This is a genomic window from Bradyrhizobium sp. CIAT3101 (assembly GCF_029714945.1).
Taxonomy (GTDB): Bacteria; Pseudomonadota; Alphaproteobacteria; order Rhizobiales; family Xanthobacteraceae; genus Bradyrhizobium.
In genome coordinates this window covers 800,791-819,707 of sequence record NZ_CP121634.1, presented here as the reverse complement: position 1 = coordinate 819,707, position 18,917 = coordinate 800,791, and the positions used below count along the sequence as shown (strand labels likewise).

Here is an 18,917-nt window from a genome sequence, read left to right as displayed (position 1 = left end):
CCGCATGCCACGCCGCCCATGTTGAGAGATCACCCCACCCCGCTCGCGCTTTCGCGCGATCGACCCTCCCCCTCCAGGGGAGGGTAAGCGACAGCACCGCCCCCTTAACGACAACCCCAGTTCCCGCCCGCCTGGGGCATTTCGCTGTCGCCTCGTCCCGCCCAACGCGCTAGATTTGCTGAGAAAATGAGAGCGGGCGCCACGCGCGCCTCGAGTGGATCTGGCGCTACCGCGCCTTGGGAGAAGCACGCTCGCCATGCTGCACGACTGGGGCGTGATCGCTGCCGCCTTCGGCTACATCGGGTTCCTGTTCCTGGTTGCGAGCCATGGCGACCGCCGCTCGCAGGCCAAGGCCGGCCGCGCGTCCGGGCTGATCTACCCGCTGTCGCTGGCGATCTACTGCACCTCATGGACCTTCTTCGGCTCGGTCGGCTTCGCCACCCGCACCTCGACCGACTTCCTCGCGATCTATGTCGGCCCGATCCTGATGATCGGCCTCGGCGCCGGCGTGCTCCGCCGCGTGATTCAGCTTGCGAAAGCGCACAACATCACCTCGATCGCCGACTTCATCGGCGCGCGCTACGGCAAGAGCCAGGCCGTGGCGGCAACCGTGGCGCTGATCGCGATCATTGGTTCGGTTCCCTACATCGCGCTCCAGCTCAAGGCGGTCGCCTCCTCGCTCGAAGTCATCCTGAGCGAGGACCAGGCGTTCTCTCACATCCCGATCCTCGGCGACATGGCGCTGATGGTGACGCTGGCGATGGCGGCCTTCGCGGTGCTGTTCGGCACGCGGCAGACCGACGCCACCGAGCATCAGCACGGCCTGATGCTGGCGGTCGCGACCGAATCCATCGTCAAGCTGGTCGCCTTTCTCACCGCCGGCATCTTCGTCACTTTCTGGATGTTCTCGCCGCACGAATTGATCGAGCGCGCGATGAAGACGCCGGAGGCGGTGCGTGCCATCGATTATTCGCCGTCGATCGGCAACTTCCTCACCATGACGCTGCTGTCGCTGTGCGCGGTCATGCTGCTGCCGCGCCAGTTCCATGTCAGCGTGGTGGAGAACTCCTCGGACGCCGAGGTCAGCCGCGCGCGCTGGCTGTTCCCGCTCTATCTCGTCGCCATCAATGTGTTCGTGATCCCGATCGCGCTCGCCGGCCTTGTCAGCTTCCCGTTCGGCGCGGTCGACCCCGACATGTACGTGCTGGCATTGCCGATGGAGGGCGGCGCGGGCCTCCTCAGCGTCGCCGTCTTCGTCGGCGGCCTGTCGGCTGCCACCGCAATGGTGATCGTCGAGTGTGTCGCACTCTCCATCATGGTCTCCAACGACCTCGTGGTGCCGCTGGTGCTGCAACGACGGCCCGAGGGACGCGCCGGCAGCTCCGATTTCGGCGACTTCCTGCTGCGGTCGCGGCGGCTCGCGATCTTCGCCATCATGGTGATGGCCTATTTCTACTACCGCGCGCTCGGCAACACCCAGCTCGCGGCGATCGGCCTGCTGTCCTTTGCCGCCATCGCGCAACTCGCGCCCGCCTTCTTCGGCGGCCTGTTGTGGCGGCGCGCCACCGCGCGCGGCGCCATCGGCGGCATGATGGTCGGCTTCGCCGTATGGCTCTACACACTGTTCATCCCGAGCTTCATGGATTCCTCGACCGCCGGCATCCTGCTGCTTCAGCACGGCCCGTTCGGCATCGAGGCGCTGCGGCCGCAGGCGCTGTTCGGCGCCGATCTGCCGCCGCTGATGCATGGCGTGGTCTGGTCGCTCTCGCTCAACGTCCTCACTTACGTGCTGCTGTCGCTGGCACGGCGGCCCTCGTCCATCGAGCTGGTGCAGGCCGATCTGTTCGTGCCCAACACGCTCGCGCCCATCGCCCCGAATTTCCGCCGCTGGCGCACCACCATCACGGTGCAGGACATCCAGACCACCGTCGCCCAATATCTCGGACCCGATCGTGCCCGGCATTCGTTCGAGGCGTTCTCGGCACGGCGCAATATGCGGCTGGAATCCGGAGCGCCCGCCGATTTCGAGCTGCTGCAGCACGCCGAGCATCTGATCGCCTCGTCGATCGGAGCTGCGTCCTCCCGCCTCGTGATGTCGCTGCTGCTGCGCAAGCGGACCGTATCCGCGAAGGCCGCGCTGAAACTGCTCGACGATTCCCATGCGGCGCTGCATTTCAACCGCGAGATCCTCCAGACCGCGCTCAACCATGTGCGCCAGGGTATCGCGGTGTTCGACGCCGATCTGCAGCTGATCTGCTCCAACCGGCAGTTCGGCGATCTGCTCAACGTGCCCCCGCATTTCATCCAGTTCGGTACGCCGCTCCGCGAGATCCTGGAGTTCATGGGCGTCAGCGATCCCGCCGATCAGGCCGACCGCGAGGCAATGATCGAGCAGCGGCTCGTGGCCTACACCACCGACAGCGAGCCCTATCTCGAACGCCTGCCGGAACGGCACATGGTGATCGAGGTGCTCACCAACCGCATGCCCGGCGGCGGCTTCGTCATCACCTTCACCGATGTCACGCCGACCTTCGAAGCGGCGGAAGCGCTGGAGCGCGCCAACGCGACGCTGGAGAAGCGCGTGCGCGACCGTACCGAAGAGTTGACCCGGCTGAACTCCGAGCTGGCGCTCGCCAAGAGCAGCGCAGAGGATGCCAGCATCTCCAAGACGCGCTTCCTCGCGGCCGCCAGCCACGACATTCTCCAGCCCCTGAACGCAGCCCGGCTCTATGTCACGAGCCTGGTCGAGCGCCAGCACAATGGCGAGGAGACCCGGCTGGTCGAGAACATCGACGAATCGCTGCAAGCCATCGAGGAAATCCTCGGCGCGCTGCTCGACATCTCCCGGCTCGATGCCGGCGCGATGACCACCTCGATCTCGAGCTTCAAGATGGCCGATCTGATGCGCTCGCTGGAGATCGAGTTCGCACCGATCGCACGCGCCAAGGGCCTCGACCTCGCCTTCGTGCCCTGCTCGCTGCCGGTCGAGTCGGACCGGCTGCTGCTGCGGCGGCTGCTGCAGAACCTGATCTCGAACGCGATCAAATACACCCCACGCGGACGCGTGCTGGTCGGCTGCCGCCGCCAAGGACCCTCGCTCAGGATCTGCGTCTACGACACCGGCGTCGGCATCCCCGCGGTCAAGCGCGGCGAGATCTTCAAGGAATTCCACCGCCTCGAGCAGGGCGCGCGGATCGCACGCGGACTGGGGCTGGGACTGTCGATCGTCGAACGGCTGGCGCGCGTGCTCAAGCATGACATCGCCATCGACGCCAATGCCGGCGGAGGCTCGTTGTTCTCCGTGACGGTCCCGACGGCGAAGGCCGTGACCCTCACCGCGGCGGTGACCAGCGCAACGCCGCTGGCGCGCACATCAATCTCCGGCGCGCTGATCGTCTGCATCGAGAACGACGCCGCGATCCTCGACGGCATGCGGACGCTGTTGATGGCCTGGGACGCCGAGGTGATCGCTGTCGCCGATCCCGAAGGCGCGATATCAGCGATCGAGGCCGCAGGCCGGCGCGTCACCGGCCTGCTCGTCGACTATCACCTCGACCGCGGCAACGGCATTGCCGCGATCCGCGAGATCCGCCGCCGCTTCGGCGACACCATCCCTGCGATCCTGATCACCGCCGATCGCAGCCCCGCCGTGCAGATGGCCGCGCGCGACGAGAACATCGCGGTGCTGAACAAGCCTGTGAAACCGGCCTCGCTGCGCGCCCTGCTCGGGCAATGGCGGACGCAGCAGATGGTCGCGGCGGAATAGGACGCGCAGCCGTTCAGTAATCCGTCGAGACGCTGAGCCCGCGCCATTTCTCCAGCTCGTCGAGGCGTTGCCGATCCGTCGCCGCGATGGCGTTCACGGCGTCGCTGCCGAGCGCGATCCGCAGAGGCGGACGATCCATGCCAACAAGCTGCAGCACAGCGGCAGCAGCCTTGGCGGGATCGCCGGGCTGGCGGCCATCGTATTCGCGTTGCATCCTGACGGCGGCGCCAACGACGGCGTCGTACTCCGCGCGCCCTTCGTCCGTGTCATGTGCCGTTTGGGCAAAGCCGGTCCGGAAGCCGCCGGGCTCGACGATCGTCACATGCACGCCGATCAGCGCCATCTCGCGCGCCAGCGATTCCGAGAAGCCCTCGATTCCCCATTTCGCAGCCGAATAGGCCGCGCGGGCCGGCGCACCGATCCGGCCGCCGACCGAGGAGAATTGCACGATATGTCCGCGCCGCTGCCGGCGCAGCACCGGGATCGCCGCTTTGGTGACGATGATGGTGCCGATCAGATTGGCTTCGATCTGCTGACGGAATGACTCCAGGCTCGTGTCCTCGACCGAGCCGAGCTCGCCGTAGCCGGCGTTGTTCACCACCACATCGACGCCGCCGAAGGCCTCGACGGCAAGCCCGATCGCGGCTTGCGCGGCCGCCTCGTCGGTGACGTCGAGCGTTGCGAGCCGCAGCCGTTCACCGAAGCGCCCACGCAATGGCTCGAGCGGGCCGATGCCGCGGGCGGTCGCAACCACCTGATCTCCGGCCGTAAGCGCAGCTTCCGCGATCGCACGCCCGATCCCGCGCGAGCTGCCGCTGATGAACCATGTCTTCACGATGAGACCTCCTTAGGGCGCGAGCCGCGTGAAGACGTAGTCATGGCCCTTGGCGCGCGCTTCGTGGCACGCGAAACAGGTGCGATGTTGCGCTTCGTCCACCGGTTTGCCGTTGATGAAGCGGCCAAAGCCCCAGCCGCCGGTCGCGGCATATTTTTTGGAGTCCTTGACCATGACCTGGACCGTTGTGGCGGCGCCCGGAATGGTCGCGGATGCGAAGTCGGGGGACTGCGTGCGCTTCCAGGCGCGCTTCACCAGGATGGTGCCGTCGGGAAACGGCAGCTTACCACCCTGATAGGCATCGATCGCGGTCTGGTTGCCCACGACGGCACGCAGCTCATTCAGCGGCGCAGCCTCCTCGGCCGGCGCGATCAGCTCCCACTGCTTGTAGCCCGATGGAATCGTGACGCCGAAGATCGGCGAGGCAGCTTCCGCCGCAGGGGCTTCCGCCAGCGCGATCGAGACCAGATAGGGCACGCAGGTCAGGAGAACGACGAGCAGCAGCACGGTCAATGTGATGACCGTGATAGTGGACGATTTTTTCTTGTCGGATTCGATGGACGGCATGTCTTTTCTTCAAGCTGGGATCGCGGCATCGCCTCGGTCCGGCGCAGGCCGGACCGAGGTCTTGAACGGGCGCTCAGGCACCGCCGTCGGCGTCGATCACGGCCTTGGCAAAGGCCTGCGGTGCTTCCTGCGGCAGATTGTGACCGATGCCGCCGGTGATCAGGCGATAATCGTAGCGGCCGGAGAATCTCTTGGCGTAGGCGCTGGGGTCGGGATGCGGCGCGCCGTTGGCGTCGCCCTCCATCGTGATGGTCGGCACATCGATGACCGGTGTTGCCGCGAGCTTCTTTTCGATCTCCTCGTACTTCGCCTCGCCCTTGGCGAGCCCGAGCCGCCAGCGGTAATTGTGGATCGTGATCGCGACGTGATCCTTGTTCTCGAACGCCTTCGCGCTGCGATCGAAGGTGGCGTCGTCGAACTTCCACTGCGGCGAGGCCAGCTTCCAGATCAGCTTCGCGAAGTCATGCGTGTACTTCTCGTAGCCGGCACGGCCGCGCTCGGTGGCGAAATAGAACTGGTACCACCATTGCAGCTCGGCGGCCGGCGGCAGCGGCGCGTTGCCCGCGGCCTGGCTGGAGATCAGATAGCCGCTGACCGACACCAGCGCGCGGCAGCGCTCCGGCCACAGTGCCGCAATGATATCGGCGGTACGCGCGCCCCAGTCGAAACCGGCAACGACCGCCCTCTTGATGTTGAGCGCATCCATCAGCGCGATGATGTCGACGGCCAGCGCGGCCGGCTCGCCATTGCGCAGCGTCTCGCCGGAGAGGAAGTGGGTCGAGCCATAGCCGCGCAGATAGGGGATGATGACGCGATAACCGGCCTGCGCCAGGATCGGCGCGACATCGACGAAGCTGTGAATGTCGTAGGGCCAGCCGTGGAGCAGGATCGCCACCGGACCGGTCGCGGGGCCGGCTTCGGCGTAACCGACGTTGAGCACACCGGCATTGATCTGCTTGATCGCGCCGAATGAGGCGTTGGAGGAGCGCGGCGTCTCGGTTTCGGCGCGCGCGAGGCCGATCACGCCGAGACCGACGGCGACGGTCCCGGCGGCCACGCCGAGGAACTGGCGGCGATGCTGATCGATAATCTGTGTCATGGTCGTGATCCTTGTTGATGGTCGTCGAAATTGTCAGAGCAGATCGACTGTCACGTCGATGTTGCCGCGAACGGCTTTGGAATAGGGACAGGTCTGGTGCGCCTCATCGATCAGATCGCGCGCGACATCGCGATCGAGGCCGGGCAGGCTGACGCCGAGGCGCGCTCGGAGCGCGTAAGCGCCTTCGTCGAGGACGAGATCGATTTCCGCATCGATCGCGCTTTTGCTTGGAAGCACGATTTTCCGCTTGCGCGCTGCGATCTCCATCGCGCCTTCGAAGCAGGCAGACCAGCCGGCGGCGAACAATTGCTCGGGGTTGGTACCGATGCCGGCGCTGCCTGGCGGCGACAGCCGCACATCGAGACGGCCGTCAGAGCTGCGGGACATGCCGTCCTGACGCCCGCCGGCGGTGCGGGTCCGCGCCGTGTAGAGCAGTTTTTCCGTTTGGCTCATGATGAAGCCTCCTCGTCGTTACGCAACTGACTATCAGCGTGTTACGCGGGGCGCCCGTTTGGAGTTGTGAGATGTTGTGAGGCTGGCCGGGAACCCGATGGCGAGGCCTGCAAACGCGGCCTGATGCCGCTGCAAGCGGCGGCCTTGCCGGATCGCTGCGCGCTCGCTATCCGGTTCTGCAAATGAGCAAGATTTCGTGATGACCGCGCCGATCGGACCTGCCGCAGGAACACTGTCGTTCGGGCCATTCATCGTGACGCCGCATGGGCGGCTGGTGACGCGCGACGGCGTCGCGCTGCCGATGGGCGCCAAGAGTTTCGATACGCTGATCGCGCTGATGTCGCGGCCGAACGAGGTCGTCAGCAAATGGGACTTGATGGGCCTGGTCTGGCCCGGGATGGCGGTCGAGGAAACCAATCTGCGATTCCATATCGCGGCACTCCGGAAGGCGCTCGGCGACGGCAAGGACGGCGCCCGCTACATCACGACGCTGTCGGGCCGCGGCTACTGCTTCGTGGCGCCGATCTCGCAAATCGGCGCTCGGGCTGAGCCGCGCCTGGCGCCGCGCGCGGAATTGCCGCCCGTAAAACTACCTAACCGATTGCAGCGCATGGTCGGACGCGCCGACGCGGTCGGCACTGTGTCGGACAAGCTCATCACCTCCCGCTTCGTCACGATCGTCGGCCCCGGTGGCGTCGGCAAGACCGCTGTTGCGGTCGCGATCGCGCACGACCTGCTCGCAACATTCGCCGACGCTGCACACTTCGTTGATCTTGCCGCACTCAGCGATCCCGATCTGGTGATCACCTCGCTGCTGCTGATGCTCGGACTGCCGGCCCAGGCCGACGATCCGATGCCGGCCTTGCTCGCGCATCTGCGCGACAAGCGCATGTTGCTGGTGCTGGATAATTGCGAGCATGTGATTGCGGCGGCAGCACCGCTCGCAGCCGAGATCTTTCAAGCCGCGCCGCAGGTCCATATCCTCGCCACGAGCCGAGAGGCGCTGCGCGTCGAGGGCGAGCAGGTCTACCGGCTGGCGCCGCTTGGCGTGCCGCCCGATGAGTCCGGACTGACGGCCGCGGTCGCCCGGACCTACCCCGCGTTCGAACTCTTCCTCGAACGCGCAAAGGCCGGCGGCGCCCAGATCGTACTCGACGATGCCAATGCCGTCATTGCCGCTCGAATCTGCCGCAAGCTCGACGGCATGGCGCTCGCGATCGAGCTCGCAGCCGGCCGGGTCGAAGCCTATGGCCTGGAGCAGACAGCGACGCTGCTTGACGAGCGCCTCAACCTGCTCTGGCAGGGGCAGCGCACCGCGCCGCCCCGACAGAAGACGTTGCAGGCCACGCTGGACTGGAGCTACGGACTGCTGTCCGAGCTGGAACGCCTGGTGCTGCGCAGGCTCGCGGTCTTCGCCGGGCATTTCACCATCGACGCCGCACTCGAGGTCGTGCCTGACGAGCAGGTCGACCGCTCGCGTCTGTTCGACGCCATCGACAGCCTGGTCGCCAAATCGATGGTCGCGCCGCGGCCGATCGGCGCCATGATGCGCTACCGCCTGCTCGACACCACGCGCGCCTATCTGCTCGCGATCGAGGACGACGGATCGGCCCTCGCGGCCCGCCACGCCGCCTATTACAGGCGATGGCTGCAACAGGCCGGCACCAAATGGGCGAGGGTACCAAGCGCCGACGAGCGCGCCATCCATTTCTCGGCACTCCACAACGTCCGTGCCGCGCTCGACTGGTGCTTTGGCCCCGCCGGCGATGTCGGCATCGGCATTGCGCTCGCGGCGGCTGCAGCGCCCATCTTCCTCGCGATGTCCCTGTTGACCGAATGCCGGCGCTGGTCCGAGCGGGCGCTGGCGGCGATCGATTCCGCCTCGCGCGGCAGCGCAGACGAGATGCATCTGCAGGCCGCGCTCGGATTGACCCTGATGTTCACGCGCGGCGGCAGCGAAGCCGCGCGCAACGCCCTGACCCGGGCGCTTGCCATCGCGGAAACGCTCGGCGATGCGCCGAACCAGCTGCAATTGCTCGGCCGCATGCACATCTTCCACGAGCGCATCGGTCAGTTCGAGGCTGCGCTCGACTATGCGCAACAGAGCCTCGTCGTCGCCGAAGCACTGGGCGATCCTGCCTCGCTCGCGCTTGCGCAGTCGCTGCTCGGCGTCTCGCTGCATCTGGACGGCGCGCATCGCGACGCACTGAAGATGCTGGAGGCGGCCTGGCGCGGGCCCGGCACGGAGCGGATCAGCACGGTCTATGGCTTTGACCATCGCAACCGGGCCGGCATCTCGCTGGCGCGCGAGCTGTGGTTGCAGGGCCGCCCCGAGCAGGCACGGCAGCTGGCGCAACAGACCGTTGCCGAGGCCGCACAGATGGATCATCCGATCACGCTCTGCATCGCGTTGATCTGGGCGGTCTCGATCGACCTCTGGACCGGTGACCTCGCCGCTGCGGACGAGAACATCGACCGCTTCATCGCTCACGCCTATTCGCGCTCGATGGGACCCTATCTCGCGGCCGGCCGAGGCGTCAAAGGCGAGCTCGCGATCCGGCGCGGCGACGCAGAGAGCGGTGTCGCGACGATCGAGCGCTGCCTGCAGGAGCTCCACGAGTCCGGCTACGAGCTGCTCACCACGACGTTCAACATCGCGCTGGTGCAGGGGCATCTCGCGCTCGGACAAATCGAGAGAAGCGCGCATCTGGTCAACGACGCGATCCGTCTGGTCGAACGGAGCGGAGATCATCTGTACATGCCCGAGCTGCTGCGCATGAAGGGCAAGGTCCTGCTCTCGCGGCCGCAGCCGAACATCGAGGAAGCGGAGGACCTTCTCCAGCAGTCGCTGGCGCAGAGCCGCCGCGCCGGCGCGAAAGCCTGGGAGCTGCGCGCGGCGATTGATCTCGCAACGCTCATCGGCGAGCGCGGGCGGCGCGAGGACGCCAAGCGAATGCTGCAATCGGCGCTCGAAGGTTTTGTCACGGGCTCCGACACGGCAGACATCCGGGCCGCAAACGGTCTGCTCGATATACTGTAGCCATCTCCGCGTCATTGGGAGCGCGGCGAAGCAATCCAGAATCCCTCCGCGGGAAAGACTCCCAACGCTAGCTGTTTTGCCCGACGCGGAGCGCAAGAACTTGGGATGATCACCTCCCTGGAGTGCCGCCGGGCAGATCGGGCTAGTGATGAGTGCCGACAAATATAAATACCCGCAGCAAGTACCAGATGATGATGGCGCCCCAGACGCCGCCGGAGAGCCAGCGGAGAGCAAGGATAATGCGGCCGCGTAAGCTAATGTTTGGCCGGATCCGGCTAAACATTTCGCTTCCCCAGATGTGCAGGAGATTTTCCTCCAGCTCCCTGGCGATCTCGTTATAGGCGTGCGCTCCGGAGGCCGGCGAAGACCATCGGTGGACGATCAGTTCGCGAAAGCTGTTCATAGTCCGCCCATCGAACGTCGCCCGACTGCTGTAGTCGATACCGGGCGCTTCTAGCCGGCGTATCCAGCCATCACCGGGCCAGCGTCGCGGCATATTCACTTTGATCAGATTGGTGATCTTGCGTGGCCGGCCCAGGAAGATCTCGTTCTCGCGGCGCAGTTCTGCGAGCGGATGAAGCTCGTGCACCGTCGCCATGTCGGCAATGGGGAACACCAGCGGCGAATTGGCTCCGCCAGTCTTCCAGCCGCCGGGAATAGTGAGCTTCAGAACCAGCGAGACCGTGTTGCGGACGCGATCATCCTGAACTTCGATCGGCGCGGCCTCGGCAACACCGGGCCAGACGGATTGCCATTCCCGCAGCATGCCTTCGACGTATCCGCCGGTCCCTTCGTTGGCGATCCGATTGCGCATGCCATCGGCACACCAGAACGAGTAGTCGATCGTTCGTTCCACGGTTGCGGGCGACTCGCGCTTCGGTCCCAGCGTGATCTCGTCTTCCCAATGGATGACGTGAAGCGGCTCTTCGCTTCCCATCCACTCCAGTTCGATCGTCTCGCCCATGAGCGGCAAGGCCCATCCACGATGCGGCTGGCCGATATCCTTCAGGCGACCGCCCTGCATCGACACCGTCGGATCGAGCCAGTAGCTGTGACCATCGAGCCGCACGCGCGCAATGCAGTGATTGAAGAGGCCAGCGCTCGGAAGGGTATCTTTCAGGACAAAGCCGTGGGTCGTCGAAACCAAGGCTGCACAGGCGTCGAGGCCGAGCCGGCGCGCGCCCGCCACGTAGAGCGTCGAGGAATCCTTGCAATCGCCGAAGCGCGTATTCCAGATGGTCTCGACCGGTCGGGGTGTCAGCCCGCCTTCACCCAGCGAAAAGGCGAAATAGCGGAGCTCACGCTGCACGAATCGCAGCCATTCAACGGCCCGTTCGGCCGGCCCTGCATGCTCTCGCCCGATCCGATCGACCTCCTCTGCGAGCGCATCGGGAAGACCGCCCGCCTCGTAATAAGGCGACAACAGCGATGCCACCTCGTTCCAGCTCCCGAATTCGCTGAGTTGCAGCGAAGGATGGAAGAGGACCCACGAGGGCGTCAGGATTTCCGCATCGCGCCGCTTCTGACCGACGAGTTGCCATCTCAGATCCTCGATACCGTCAGCGGTCGTGCACTGCGACGGCGGCGGATCGTTGAACTCCTTCATGTGAATGTTGCGGGCAAGCGGCCTGAGCAGGCGCTGGCGCCGCTCGAAGAAGGGATTGAAACGATCGAACGTGATCCAGGACTGATACTTGCCCTGCAGAACCGGAGCGCTGCCATAGATCGTGAGGCTGAACTCCACGATGTCGTCGATCCGCACATCTGGAATAAGCAGCGACACGGTCAGGCATCCGTCGAACACCAGCCGTTCCAGATTGGTTTCACGTCGCAAGACCTGGAAGGCATCAGGCTTGGCGTGCTCGATCCGCTCGCCGCCGCGGACAACGCTGATGAAATGCACTTCGAGCCGCTGATAGCCTGGATCGAAGTCGACCATGAAGTGCGCGGTCCGCTCCGCGCCTTCGCGGGTCAGCACCCGGTTGGCGACCCGATAGTGCCAGGCCACCGTGCCGGTGCTGAGATCGGTTTGAATGTCGGACAGCAACCGGCATACGCCGTTTGCGATGCAGGAGACCTCCGTGTCAGGGATAGGAAAGCGATAGGGCTGGTGATCCACCCAATCCGGCACCGCCGCGCAATGAACGAGATCGCGCGCATTCCATTCCAACCCCACGTACCTGCTCCAGCCCGTTGACCAGCCCGACGCACAGGTTGTAGCAAACGGCCGTCGCAACGCAACATTCCAAGCGGGAACGCAGCGGCAAGGAGTGGATGTAACGAGTCGGGACGAACAAGCGCCCTACCCCGTCGGCGTACCCTGCCTCCACTGGCCGCCGGCGATCTTGGCGGCGGCGATCACGGCCTGCGTCCGGCTCTCGACGCCGAGTTTCTGCAGGATGGCCGAGACGTGCGCCTTGATGGTCGCCTCGGAGACGCCGAGCTCGTAGGCGATCTGCTTGTTGAGCAGTCCCTCCGACAGCATCATCAGCACCCGCACCTGTTGCGGCGTCAGCGTCACCAGGCGATCGCGCAGCTTTGTCATGTCGGGATCGGAAGCGGCCGACAGGTCGGTGTCGGCGGGAACCCAGACGTCGCCCTCCATGACCTTGAGGATGGCGTCGCGCAGCGTCTCGACGCCGAACCGCTTCGGGATGAAGCCGGAGGCGCCGAAATCGAGCGAGCGCCGGATCGTGGCGCTGTCGTCGGAGGCCGAGACGATCACCACCGGGATCGCCGGATATTGCGCGCGCAGATAGATCAGGCCGGAGAAGCCGGAGATGCCGGGCATCGAGAGGTCGAGCAGGACCAGGTCGACGTCGGAGGTCTGTTCCAGGAGTTTCGTCAGATCCTCGAACGACCCGGCCTCGTCGATCTTCGCCGTCGAGAGGACGCCTGCCACCGCCTGCCGCAGCGCATCGCGGAACAGCGGATGGTCATCGGCAATGACGAGATGGGTGGAGGGAGCGCTCATCGATCTCATGCTGTCGTTCACGTCAGCGCCAGTAGTCCGGACCGGCGCAATGGTCAATTCTTCCCCGGCCGGCCGTGGCATGCAAGGGCACATTATTCCTTTGCGGGAAAGGGGTTAATCCGCAAGCCGGGCGCCGCAGCGCGGCACTATAGGTCAGCACCGTCAGTTGCGTGTCAGTGCGCAAGGCCGAAAGTCGTATTGGGGCGGGTTTCACGCCGATGTTACCTTGGGGGCAAGACCCAGGTTGATCCGGCATGCCCGGACAGCCGGGACGCGAGGAAACGAATTTCGGGGAGCGCATTCACGATGTCCACACTAGCTGCAACGTCGGCACGGTCGACCGGCATGACGAAGGACGAGAGGTTCGTCATCCTCGCTTCGTCCCTCGGCACCGTCTTCGAGTGGTACGACTTCTATCTCTACGGATCGCTGGCCGGCATCATCGGCACGCAGTTCTTCACCATCGCCGGCGCCGACGGCAAGCCGATGTTCGACCAGGCCACGCGTGACATCTTCGCGCTGCTGGCCTTTGCGGCAGGCTTCCTGGTCCGCCCCTTCGGCGCGATCGTGTTCGGCCGCGTCGGCGACATCGTCGGCCGCAAATACACCTTCCTCGTCACCATCCTGATCATGGGTCTGTCGACCTTCATTGTCGGCCTGCTGCCGGGTGCCGCCCAGATCGGCATCGCGGCTCCGATCATCCTGATCGGCCTGCGCCTGCTGCAGGGCCTCGCCCTCGGCGGTGAATATGGCGGTGCGGCAACCTACGTCGCCGAGCACGCCCCGCAGGGCAAGCGCGGCTACTACACCTCCTTCATCCAGACCACCGCGACGCTCGGCCTGTTCCTGTCGCTGCTGGTGATCCTGTTCACCCGCTCCGCGACCGGCGAGGCTGCCTTCGCCGGCGCGCCCGGCTCCTATTGGGGCGGCTGGCGCATTCCGTTCCTGGTGTCGGTCGCGTTGCTCGGCATCTCGGTCTGGATCCGTCTGCGCCTGAACGAATCGCCGGTGTTCCAGCGCATGAAGGACGAGGGCAAGGGCTCCAAGGCGCCGCTGACCGAGGCCTTCGCCACCTGGAGCAACGCCAAGATCGTGATCCTGGCGCTGTTCGGCCTGACCATGGGCCAGGCGGTGATCTGGTACACGGGCCAGTTCTACGCGCTGTTCTTCCTGCAATCGATCCTGAAGGTCGACGGCTACACCGCCAACCTGCTGATCGCCTGGTCGCTGCTGCTCGGCACCGGCTTCTTCCTGGTGTTCGGCGCGCTGTCCGACCGGATCGGCCGCAAGCCGATCATCCTGGCAGGCTGCCTGATCGGCGCACTGACCCTGTTCCCGATCTTCAAGATGATCTCCTCCAACGCCAACCCGGCGCTGGAAAAGGCCTATGAAACGGTCAAGGTGCAGGTGGTGGCGGATCCCGCAAACTGCGGCGATCTGTTCAACCCGGTCGGCACCCGCGTCTTCACGGCGCCTTGCGACACGGCACGCGCCTTCCTCGCCCAGTCATCGGTGAAGTACTCCACCGTTCCGGGACCGGCCGGCGCGGTGAAGATCACGGTCAACGACAAGGAAGTGCCCTACACCGACGCCAAGACGTCGAACCCCGCGATCACCGCGGCGGTACAGGCGGCGGGCTATCCGAAGGTAGGGGACGCGGGCATCATCAAGATGGCGCACCCCTTCGACATCTTCCGTCCGCAGGTGTCGGCCGTCATCGGGCTGCTGTTCATCCTCGTGATCTACGTCACCATGGTGTACGGCCCGATCGCGGCCATGCTGGTCGAACTGTTCCCGACCCGCATCCGCTACACCTCGATGTCGCTGCCCTACCATATCGGCAACGGCTGGTTCGGCGGCCTGCTGCCGGCGACCGCCTTCGCGATCACCGCGTCGACCGGCGATATCTACTCCGGCCTGTGGTATCCGGTGGTCTTCGCGTTGATCACGGCCGTGGTCGGCTTCCTCTTCGTCCCCGAGACGAAGGACGTCGACATCACCAAGATGTAAGTCGCTACGCAGACACTGACAAAACAACCGGCCGCGGAGCGATCCGCGGCCGGTTTGCTTTTCTGGCAGCGCTACTTGTTGCTGCCGATGAATTGCAGCACGATTTCGCGCCGGTGCGGACGTGCGCGATGCTCGACCAGATAGATTCCCTGCCAGGTGCCGAGCGCGAGCCTGCCACCCAGCACCGGCACGTGCAGCGATGTCTGCGTCAGCATCGTCTTGACGTGCGCGGGCATGTCGTCAGGCCCTTCGGTATCATGTGTCCACGGCACGTTTTCCGGCGCCAGCCGTGACAGCGCGGTGGTGAGGTCGACGAGCACGGAAGGATCGGCGTTCTCCTGAATCGTCAGCGACGCCGAGGTGTGCCGGATGAACAGCGTCAACGCGCCCTCGGCTGCGCGGGCCTCGTTGATGAACTTCGCCACCTCGCTGGTGAAATCTGTGAAGCCACGCCCGGACGTCTGCACGGTGAGCAGCGAGGATACGATCGCGATGGCCTGCACGGTCGATGGCGCCGAGCGCGTGACGGATTTGGCGGATGTCATCAAACGTCTCTCAACTCGAACGCTGCCGTAGGGTGGGCATGTGGATAGATCAAATCTTCCCCGACACGTCCCTCTGCACGCGGTTGGCCATGTCGATCAGCCGGCGCCACGCCTTTTCGAGGAACGACATCGCCCGATCGAGATCCTGGTCGCTGGGCAGCGGGATCTCGAGCTTGCGATCACCCTCCGCGACCTTGGGCTCGCCCTTCTTCAGGGAATCCGATTTCGGCAAGGCCTCGTCGATCTTGCCGGAGACGGTCGGACCGGCGGCGATCTGCCCCTTCAACTTCTCCACCTCGGCCTGGAGGCGGCCGATCTCGGCATCGAGCGCGGAGCGCTCGTCAGGCACGGCGTAGCAGGCCCAGCCGGCGCCATTCTTGGTGCAGGTCGAGACCGTGCCGGTGCGGGTGTCGAGCCGCAAGACGCCCTCGGGAATCGGGGTCATGCTGTAGCGGCCGTTTTCCCCGTCGGGTGCCGATTGCGCGGCAACCAGGCCGCCACTGACCGTCATCACGGCAACGATCGCCGCAGCACACCATGATGTTGTGGATGATTTCGCCGGTCTCATCGCGCTCTCCGCCACGCCGCGCAGGTGGCACATCCCGAAATTCTACACCCGGGCGGGCGACGGCGCACCGCCCGCGCGTTCGAATCCGCCGCCAAAACCGCATCCGCGGAATCAACGATGGCGGCACCTCCTTTGATCCCGAAGCCACGGCGAAATGTCGGTCCTGTCGGCAGATCGTGCGGAGAGCTGCTGCGGTGCGGCGTCACGCTGTGTGCAGCGCTGGCGCAAAAGCCAATATCATCAATCAAATCAGATACATAAACGAACACGACGCGATCGTGACTTGGCTTGACTTGATTATGAGCGGTCAGTATGGTCCGCGCGGCTTTTGAGGGTGGCGGGCGTAATTTCCATTCAACCGCGGCGTTTCTGGTCTTCGTGGCATGGCTCAAGACACGGGACACGGCGAGAATGGAGATCGCGATAGATCGCCCGAGGAAGCTGCGCTTTCCGAACGGCTCGGAAGTCTTGATAAGCGGTTGTCCGAATTTCGCGACCGCAAGATCAAGACCGAGCAACCCGCAGGTGACGGTGGAGACGGAGCGGCCAGAGCCTCGGCGATGGCGCTTGGTTTTCGGTTATCCTCCGAGTTGGTCGCCGGTGTCGCTGTCGGAGCGGGGATTGGCTGGGGGTTCGACCGCTTGCTGTCGACGTCGCCTTTCGGATTTATCGTGTTCCTGCTGCTGGGCTTCGTGGCCGGCGTGGTGAATGTGGTGAGATCGGCGGGCGCGGGTCAGAACAGGCGCGGTGGTTCTTAGGGCCGATCCGAACAGGAGAGGAATTTTCGCACCGGCTCCGCCGGTGCGGGCCGGCCCGGCCGGCAGACCGAGACACGCCGGCTAGCCCGGCAGACCAAGAGATGCCGCGCCGATGAAAATCGATCCGATCCACCAGTTCAACATCGAGCCTCTCTTCACGATCGGCCATATCGGCAATCATACGATCGCCTTCACCAATTCATCGCTCTACATGCTGGTGGCCGTCGCCATCATCTCGATCCTGATGCTTGCCAGCGGCACGCAGCTGGTTCCGGGGCGCCTCCAGTCGGTCGCCGAGATTTCCTACGAATTCGTCGCCTCGACCATCCGTTCGACGGCCGGCGCGGAAGGCATGAAGTTCTTCCCGCTGATCTTCTCGCTGTTCATGTTCATCTGCGTCTCGAACCTGGTCGGCATCATCCCCTATACCTTCACGATCTCGAGCCATCTGATCGTGACCGTCGGACTCGCGCTGCTGGTCTTCTTCACCGTGCTGATCTACGGCGTCGCCAAGAACGGCCTGAAATTCTTCTCGATTTTCGTTCCGCATGGCGTCCCCGGCTACATCCTGCCGCTGGTCATGTTCATCGAAATCCTGTCGTTCTTCCTGCGCCCGGTCTCGCACAGCATTCGTCTGTTCGCCAACATGCTGGCCGGCCACATCGCGCTGAAGGTGTTCGCGGGCTTCGTCGCCATGCTGGGCTTCTCCCTCGGTGCCCTCGGCTGGGTCGGCGGCGTGCTGCCGCTGGCGCTCACGATCGCGCTTTACGCTCTCGAGATCCTGGTCGCGTTCCTGCAAGCCTATGTGTTTGCGATCCTGACCTGCATCTATCTCAACGACGCCATTCATCCGGGACACTGAGCGGTCCGGGGAATTTCCACCCACAACCCAATCTTTCTTCCAAGGAGTCTAAAATGGATCCGGCAGCAGCAAAACTTATCGGCGCGGGCATCGCGTGCATCGGCATGGGCGGTGCGGGCGTCGGCGTGGGCGTGATCTTCGGCAACTACCTCGCCGCAGCCGTTCGCAACCCGTCGGCCGCTCAGGGCCAGTTCGGCAACCTGATCTTCGGCTTCGCCGTGACCGAAGCGCTCGGCATCTTCTCGCTGCTGATCGCGCTGCTTCTGCTGTTCGTTTTCTAAGAACGACTTCTTTCGCGCCGCTTCATCCGAAGCGGCGCGTGACAGCAACAGGAGTACTCCATGGCCGAGAGTCATGGCGGGGCAAAAGAACCGGCGGCGGGCGCCCACACCGAAGCCGATGGCGGTCATCACGGCGGCGGCTTTCCGCCGTTCGAGAGCAGCACTTTTGCTTCACAGCTGGTGTCGCTCGCGATCTTCTTCGTCCTGCTTTACGTGATCGTGTCCAAGCTCGCTCTGCCGAAGGTCGGCGGCGCGATCGAAGCGCGTCAGAACAAGATCGAGGGTGACCTCGCCGAAGCGCAGAAGCTGAAGGATCAGTCCGAGGCGGCGCTGAAGGCCTATGAAGGCGAGCTCGCTTCGGCGCGTTCGCGGGCACAGGCGATCGGCAACGAATCCCGCGACAAGGCGAATGCGCAGGCGGACGCCGAGCGCAAGGCCCTGGAAGAGCAGCTGGCGGCCAAGCTCGCCGAGGCGGAGAAGACCATCGCCTCGACCCGCGCGACCGCCATGAGCAACGTCCGCGGCATCGCGGCCGATGCGGCAGGCACCATCGTCCAGCAGCTCACCGGCGTCGTTCCGGATGCGGCCTCGGTCAGTGCTGCCGTTGACGCGTCCTTGAAGGGTTAGTCGAGATGTTCTTCGATCCTGAAACCTGGGTCGCCGTCGCCTTCGTGATCCTGATGGTCGTGTTCGGCTATCTCGGGGTCTTCAAGTCGGCGATGACCGCGCTCGACCATCGCGCCGAGCGCATCAAGGCCGAGCTCGACGACGCGACGCGCCTCAAGCAGGAAGCCGCAAAGGTGCTCGCCGACTACAAGGCGCGCAGTGCCTCGGCCGAGCGCGAGGCCGCCGACATCATCGCCAACGCCAAGTCCGAAGCCGAGCGCATCGCGACCGAGGCCAAGGCGAAGATGGAAGACTTCGTCGCCCGCCGCACCAAGACCGCGGAGAGCAAGATCGCGCTCGCCGAGGCGCAGGCGCTGGCCGATGTTCGCGCCGCAGCCGCGGAAGCCGCCGTCCAGGCCGCCTCCACGATCCTGTCGCAGTCGGTCAAGGGCCAGGTCGCCGACGACCTGCTTGCCAAGGGTATCACCGAGGTTCGCCAGAAGCTGAACTGAGGGCAGACGCCTCACCCATCAGAAAGCCGGCGCGATGAGCG

Annotated in this window: 16 protein-coding genes; 8 read left to right on the top strand and 8 right to left on the bottom strand. The window is 65.0% G+C overall.

Annotated features, from left to right (window positions below):
* The first annotated feature begins 256 nt into the window (after positions 1-256).
* A complete protein-coding gene (locus QA645_RS03690) occupies positions 257-3,766 on the top strand; it encodes a PAS domain-containing hybrid sensor histidine kinase/response regulator (RefSeq protein ID WP_254134849.1) in 3,510 nt (1,169 codons plus the stop codon).
* A 13-nt stretch (positions 3,767-3,779) separates the two neighbouring features.
* Here QA645_RS03690 and QA645_RS03685 read toward each other — a convergent pair whose 3' ends face one another.
* The 4 genes from QA645_RS03685 to QA645_RS03670 form a co-directional block, all read right to left on the bottom strand.
* Positions 3,780-4,604 carry an SDR family NAD(P)-dependent oxidoreductase gene (locus tag QA645_RS03685; RefSeq protein ID WP_283053652.1) on the bottom strand — a complete coding sequence of 275 codons (825 nt, stop codon included), beginning with the start codon at positions 4,602-4,604 and terminating at the stop codon, positions 3,780-3,782.
* 9 nt (positions 4,605-4,613) lie between these two features.
* Positions 4,614-5,168, bottom strand: coding sequence for a cytochrome P460 family protein (locus QA645_RS03680; protein ID WP_283048261.1), 555 nt, complete (start codon positions 5,166-5,168; stop codon positions 4,614-4,616).
* A 73-nt stretch (positions 5,169-5,241) separates the two neighbouring features.
* The gene (locus tag QA645_RS03675; RefSeq protein WP_283048260.1) at positions 5,242-6,267 is read right to left on the bottom strand and encodes an alpha/beta hydrolase; all 1,026 of its coding nucleotides are present in this window, start codon (positions 6,265-6,267) and stop codon (positions 5,242-5,244) included.
* A 33-nt stretch (positions 6,268-6,300) separates the two neighbouring features.
* Positions 6,301-6,720: an organic hydroperoxide resistance protein gene (locus QA645_RS03670; protein WP_283048258.1), complete on the bottom strand. Its 420-nt coding sequence runs from the start codon at positions 6,718-6,720 to the stop codon at positions 6,301-6,303.
* A 199-nt stretch (positions 6,721-6,919) separates the two neighbouring features.
* Between QA645_RS03670 and QA645_RS03665 the strand changes: the two genes are divergently transcribed.
* Positions 6,920-9,760, top strand: a complete 2,841-nt coding sequence (locus tag QA645_RS03665; protein ID WP_283048256.1) for a winged helix-turn-helix domain-containing protein — start codon at positions 6,920-6,922, stop codon at positions 9,758-9,760.
* Positions 9,761-9,902: 142 nt separating this feature from the next.
* Here the strand turns inward: QA645_RS03665 and QA645_RS03660 are convergent, their stop codons facing one another.
* Together QA645_RS03660 and QA645_RS03655 are read right to left on the bottom strand one after the other, a co-directional pair.
* Positions 9,903-11,930 carry a DUF3857 domain-containing protein gene (locus QA645_RS03660; protein WP_283048254.1) on the bottom strand — a complete coding sequence of 676 codons (2,028 nt, stop codon included), beginning with the start codon at positions 11,928-11,930 and terminating at the stop codon, positions 9,903-9,905.
* Between the two features lie 132 nt (positions 11,931-12,062).
* The gene (locus QA645_RS03655) at positions 12,063-12,734 is read right to left on the bottom strand and encodes a response regulator transcription factor (protein ID WP_254134854.1); all 672 of its coding nucleotides are present in this window, start codon (positions 12,732-12,734) and stop codon (positions 12,063-12,065) included.
* Positions 12,735-13,040: 306 nt separating this feature from the next.
* Between QA645_RS03655 and QA645_RS03650 the strand changes: the two genes are divergently transcribed.
* Positions 13,041-14,744 carry an MFS transporter gene (locus tag QA645_RS03650; RefSeq protein WP_283048252.1) on the top strand — a complete coding sequence of 568 codons (1,704 nt, stop codon included), beginning with the start codon at positions 13,041-13,043 and terminating at the stop codon, positions 14,742-14,744.
* Between the two features lie 71 nt (positions 14,745-14,815).
* Here the strand turns inward: QA645_RS03650 and QA645_RS03645 are convergent, their stop codons facing one another.
* Positions 14,816-15,289, bottom strand: a complete 474-nt coding sequence (locus tag QA645_RS03645; RefSeq protein WP_283048251.1) for a secondary thiamine-phosphate synthase enzyme YjbQ — start codon at positions 15,287-15,289, stop codon at positions 14,816-14,818.
* 49 nt (positions 15,290-15,338) lie between these two features.
* Positions 15,339-15,857 (bottom strand): hypothetical protein, encoded by a 519-nt coding sequence (locus tag QA645_RS03640; RefSeq protein WP_283048250.1) that lies wholly within the window; start codon positions 15,855-15,857, stop codon positions 15,339-15,341.
* Between the two features lie 383 nt (positions 15,858-16,240).
* Here QA645_RS03640 and QA645_RS03635 point away from each other — a divergent pair, with 383 nt between their 5' ends.
* The 5 genes from QA645_RS03635 to QA645_RS03615 all read left to right on the top strand — a co-directional run bounded on the left by QA645_RS03635 (position 16,241) and on the right by QA645_RS03615 (position 18,876).
* Entirely contained in the window at positions 16,241-16,615 is a 375-nt protein-coding gene (locus QA645_RS03635; protein WP_254134858.1) for an AtpZ/AtpI family protein, read from the top strand.
* A gap of 112 nt (positions 16,616-16,727) precedes the next feature.
* Positions 16,728-17,477, top strand: a complete 750-nt coding sequence (locus tag QA645_RS03630; protein ID WP_283048248.1) for a F0F1 ATP synthase subunit A — start codon at positions 16,728-16,730, stop codon at positions 17,475-17,477.
* A gap of 53 nt (positions 17,478-17,530) precedes the next feature.
* Positions 17,531-17,758, top strand: a complete 228-nt coding sequence (locus QA645_RS03625) for a F0F1 ATP synthase subunit C (RefSeq protein ID WP_018643436.1) — start codon at positions 17,531-17,533, stop codon at positions 17,756-17,758.
* 60 nt (positions 17,759-17,818) lie between these two features.
* Positions 17,819-18,385: a F0F1 ATP synthase subunit B gene (locus tag QA645_RS03620; RefSeq protein WP_254134860.1), complete on the top strand. Its 567-nt coding sequence runs from the start codon at positions 17,819-17,821 to the stop codon at positions 18,383-18,385.
* Between the two features lie 5 nt (positions 18,386-18,390).
* Positions 18,391-18,876 (top strand): ATP F0F1 synthase subunit B, encoded by a 486-nt coding sequence (locus QA645_RS03615; protein ID WP_254134861.1) that lies wholly within the window; start codon positions 18,391-18,393, stop codon positions 18,874-18,876.
* Positions 18,877-18,917: the final 41 nt, after the last annotated feature.

Coding starts and splice junctions, on each gene's coding strand:
- QA645_RS03690 (WP_254134849.1), top strand. CDS start 257: ATGCTGCACGACTGGGGCGTGATCGCTGCCGCCTTCGGCTACATCGGG.
- QA645_RS03680 (WP_283048261.1), bottom strand. CDS start 5,168: ATGCCGTCCATCGAATCCGACAAGAAAAAATCGTCCACTATCACGGTC.
- QA645_RS03675 (WP_283048260.1), bottom strand. CDS start 6,267: ATGACACAGATTATCGATCAGCATCGCCGCCAGTTCCTCGGCGTGGCC.
- QA645_RS03670 (WP_283048258.1), bottom strand. CDS start 6,720: ATGAGCCAAACGGAAAAACTGCTCTACACGGCGCGGACCCGCACCGCC.
- QA645_RS03665 (WP_283048256.1), top strand. CDS start 6,920: ATGACCGCGCCGATCGGACCTGCCGCAGGAACACTGTCGTTCGGGCCA.
- QA645_RS03655 (WP_254134854.1), bottom strand. CDS start 12,734: ATGAGCGCTCCCTCCACCCATCTCGTCATTGCCGATGACCATCCGCTG.
- QA645_RS03650 (WP_283048252.1), top strand. CDS start 13,041: ATGTCCACACTAGCTGCAACGTCGGCACGGTCGACCGGCATGACGAAG.
- QA645_RS03645 (WP_283048251.1), bottom strand. CDS start 15,289: ATGACATCCGCCAAATCCGTCACGCGCTCGGCGCCATCGACCGTGCAG.
- QA645_RS03640 (WP_283048250.1), bottom strand. CDS start 15,857: ATGAGACCGGCGAAATCATCCACAACATCATGGTGTGCTGCGGCGATC.
- QA645_RS03635 (WP_254134858.1), top strand. CDS start 16,241: ATGGCTCAAGACACGGGACACGGCGAGAATGGAGATCGCGATAGATCG.
- QA645_RS03630 (WP_283048248.1), top strand. CDS start 16,728: ATGAAAATCGATCCGATCCACCAGTTCAACATCGAGCCTCTCTTCACG.
- QA645_RS03625 (WP_018643436.1), top strand. CDS start 17,531: ATGGATCCGGCAGCAGCAAAACTTATCGGCGCGGGCATCGCGTGCATC.
- QA645_RS03620 (WP_254134860.1), top strand. CDS start 17,819: ATGGCCGAGAGTCATGGCGGGGCAAAAGAACCGGCGGCGGGCGCCCAC.
- QA645_RS03615 (WP_254134861.1), top strand. CDS start 18,391: ATGTTCTTCGATCCTGAAACCTGGGTCGCCGTCGCCTTCGTGATCCTG.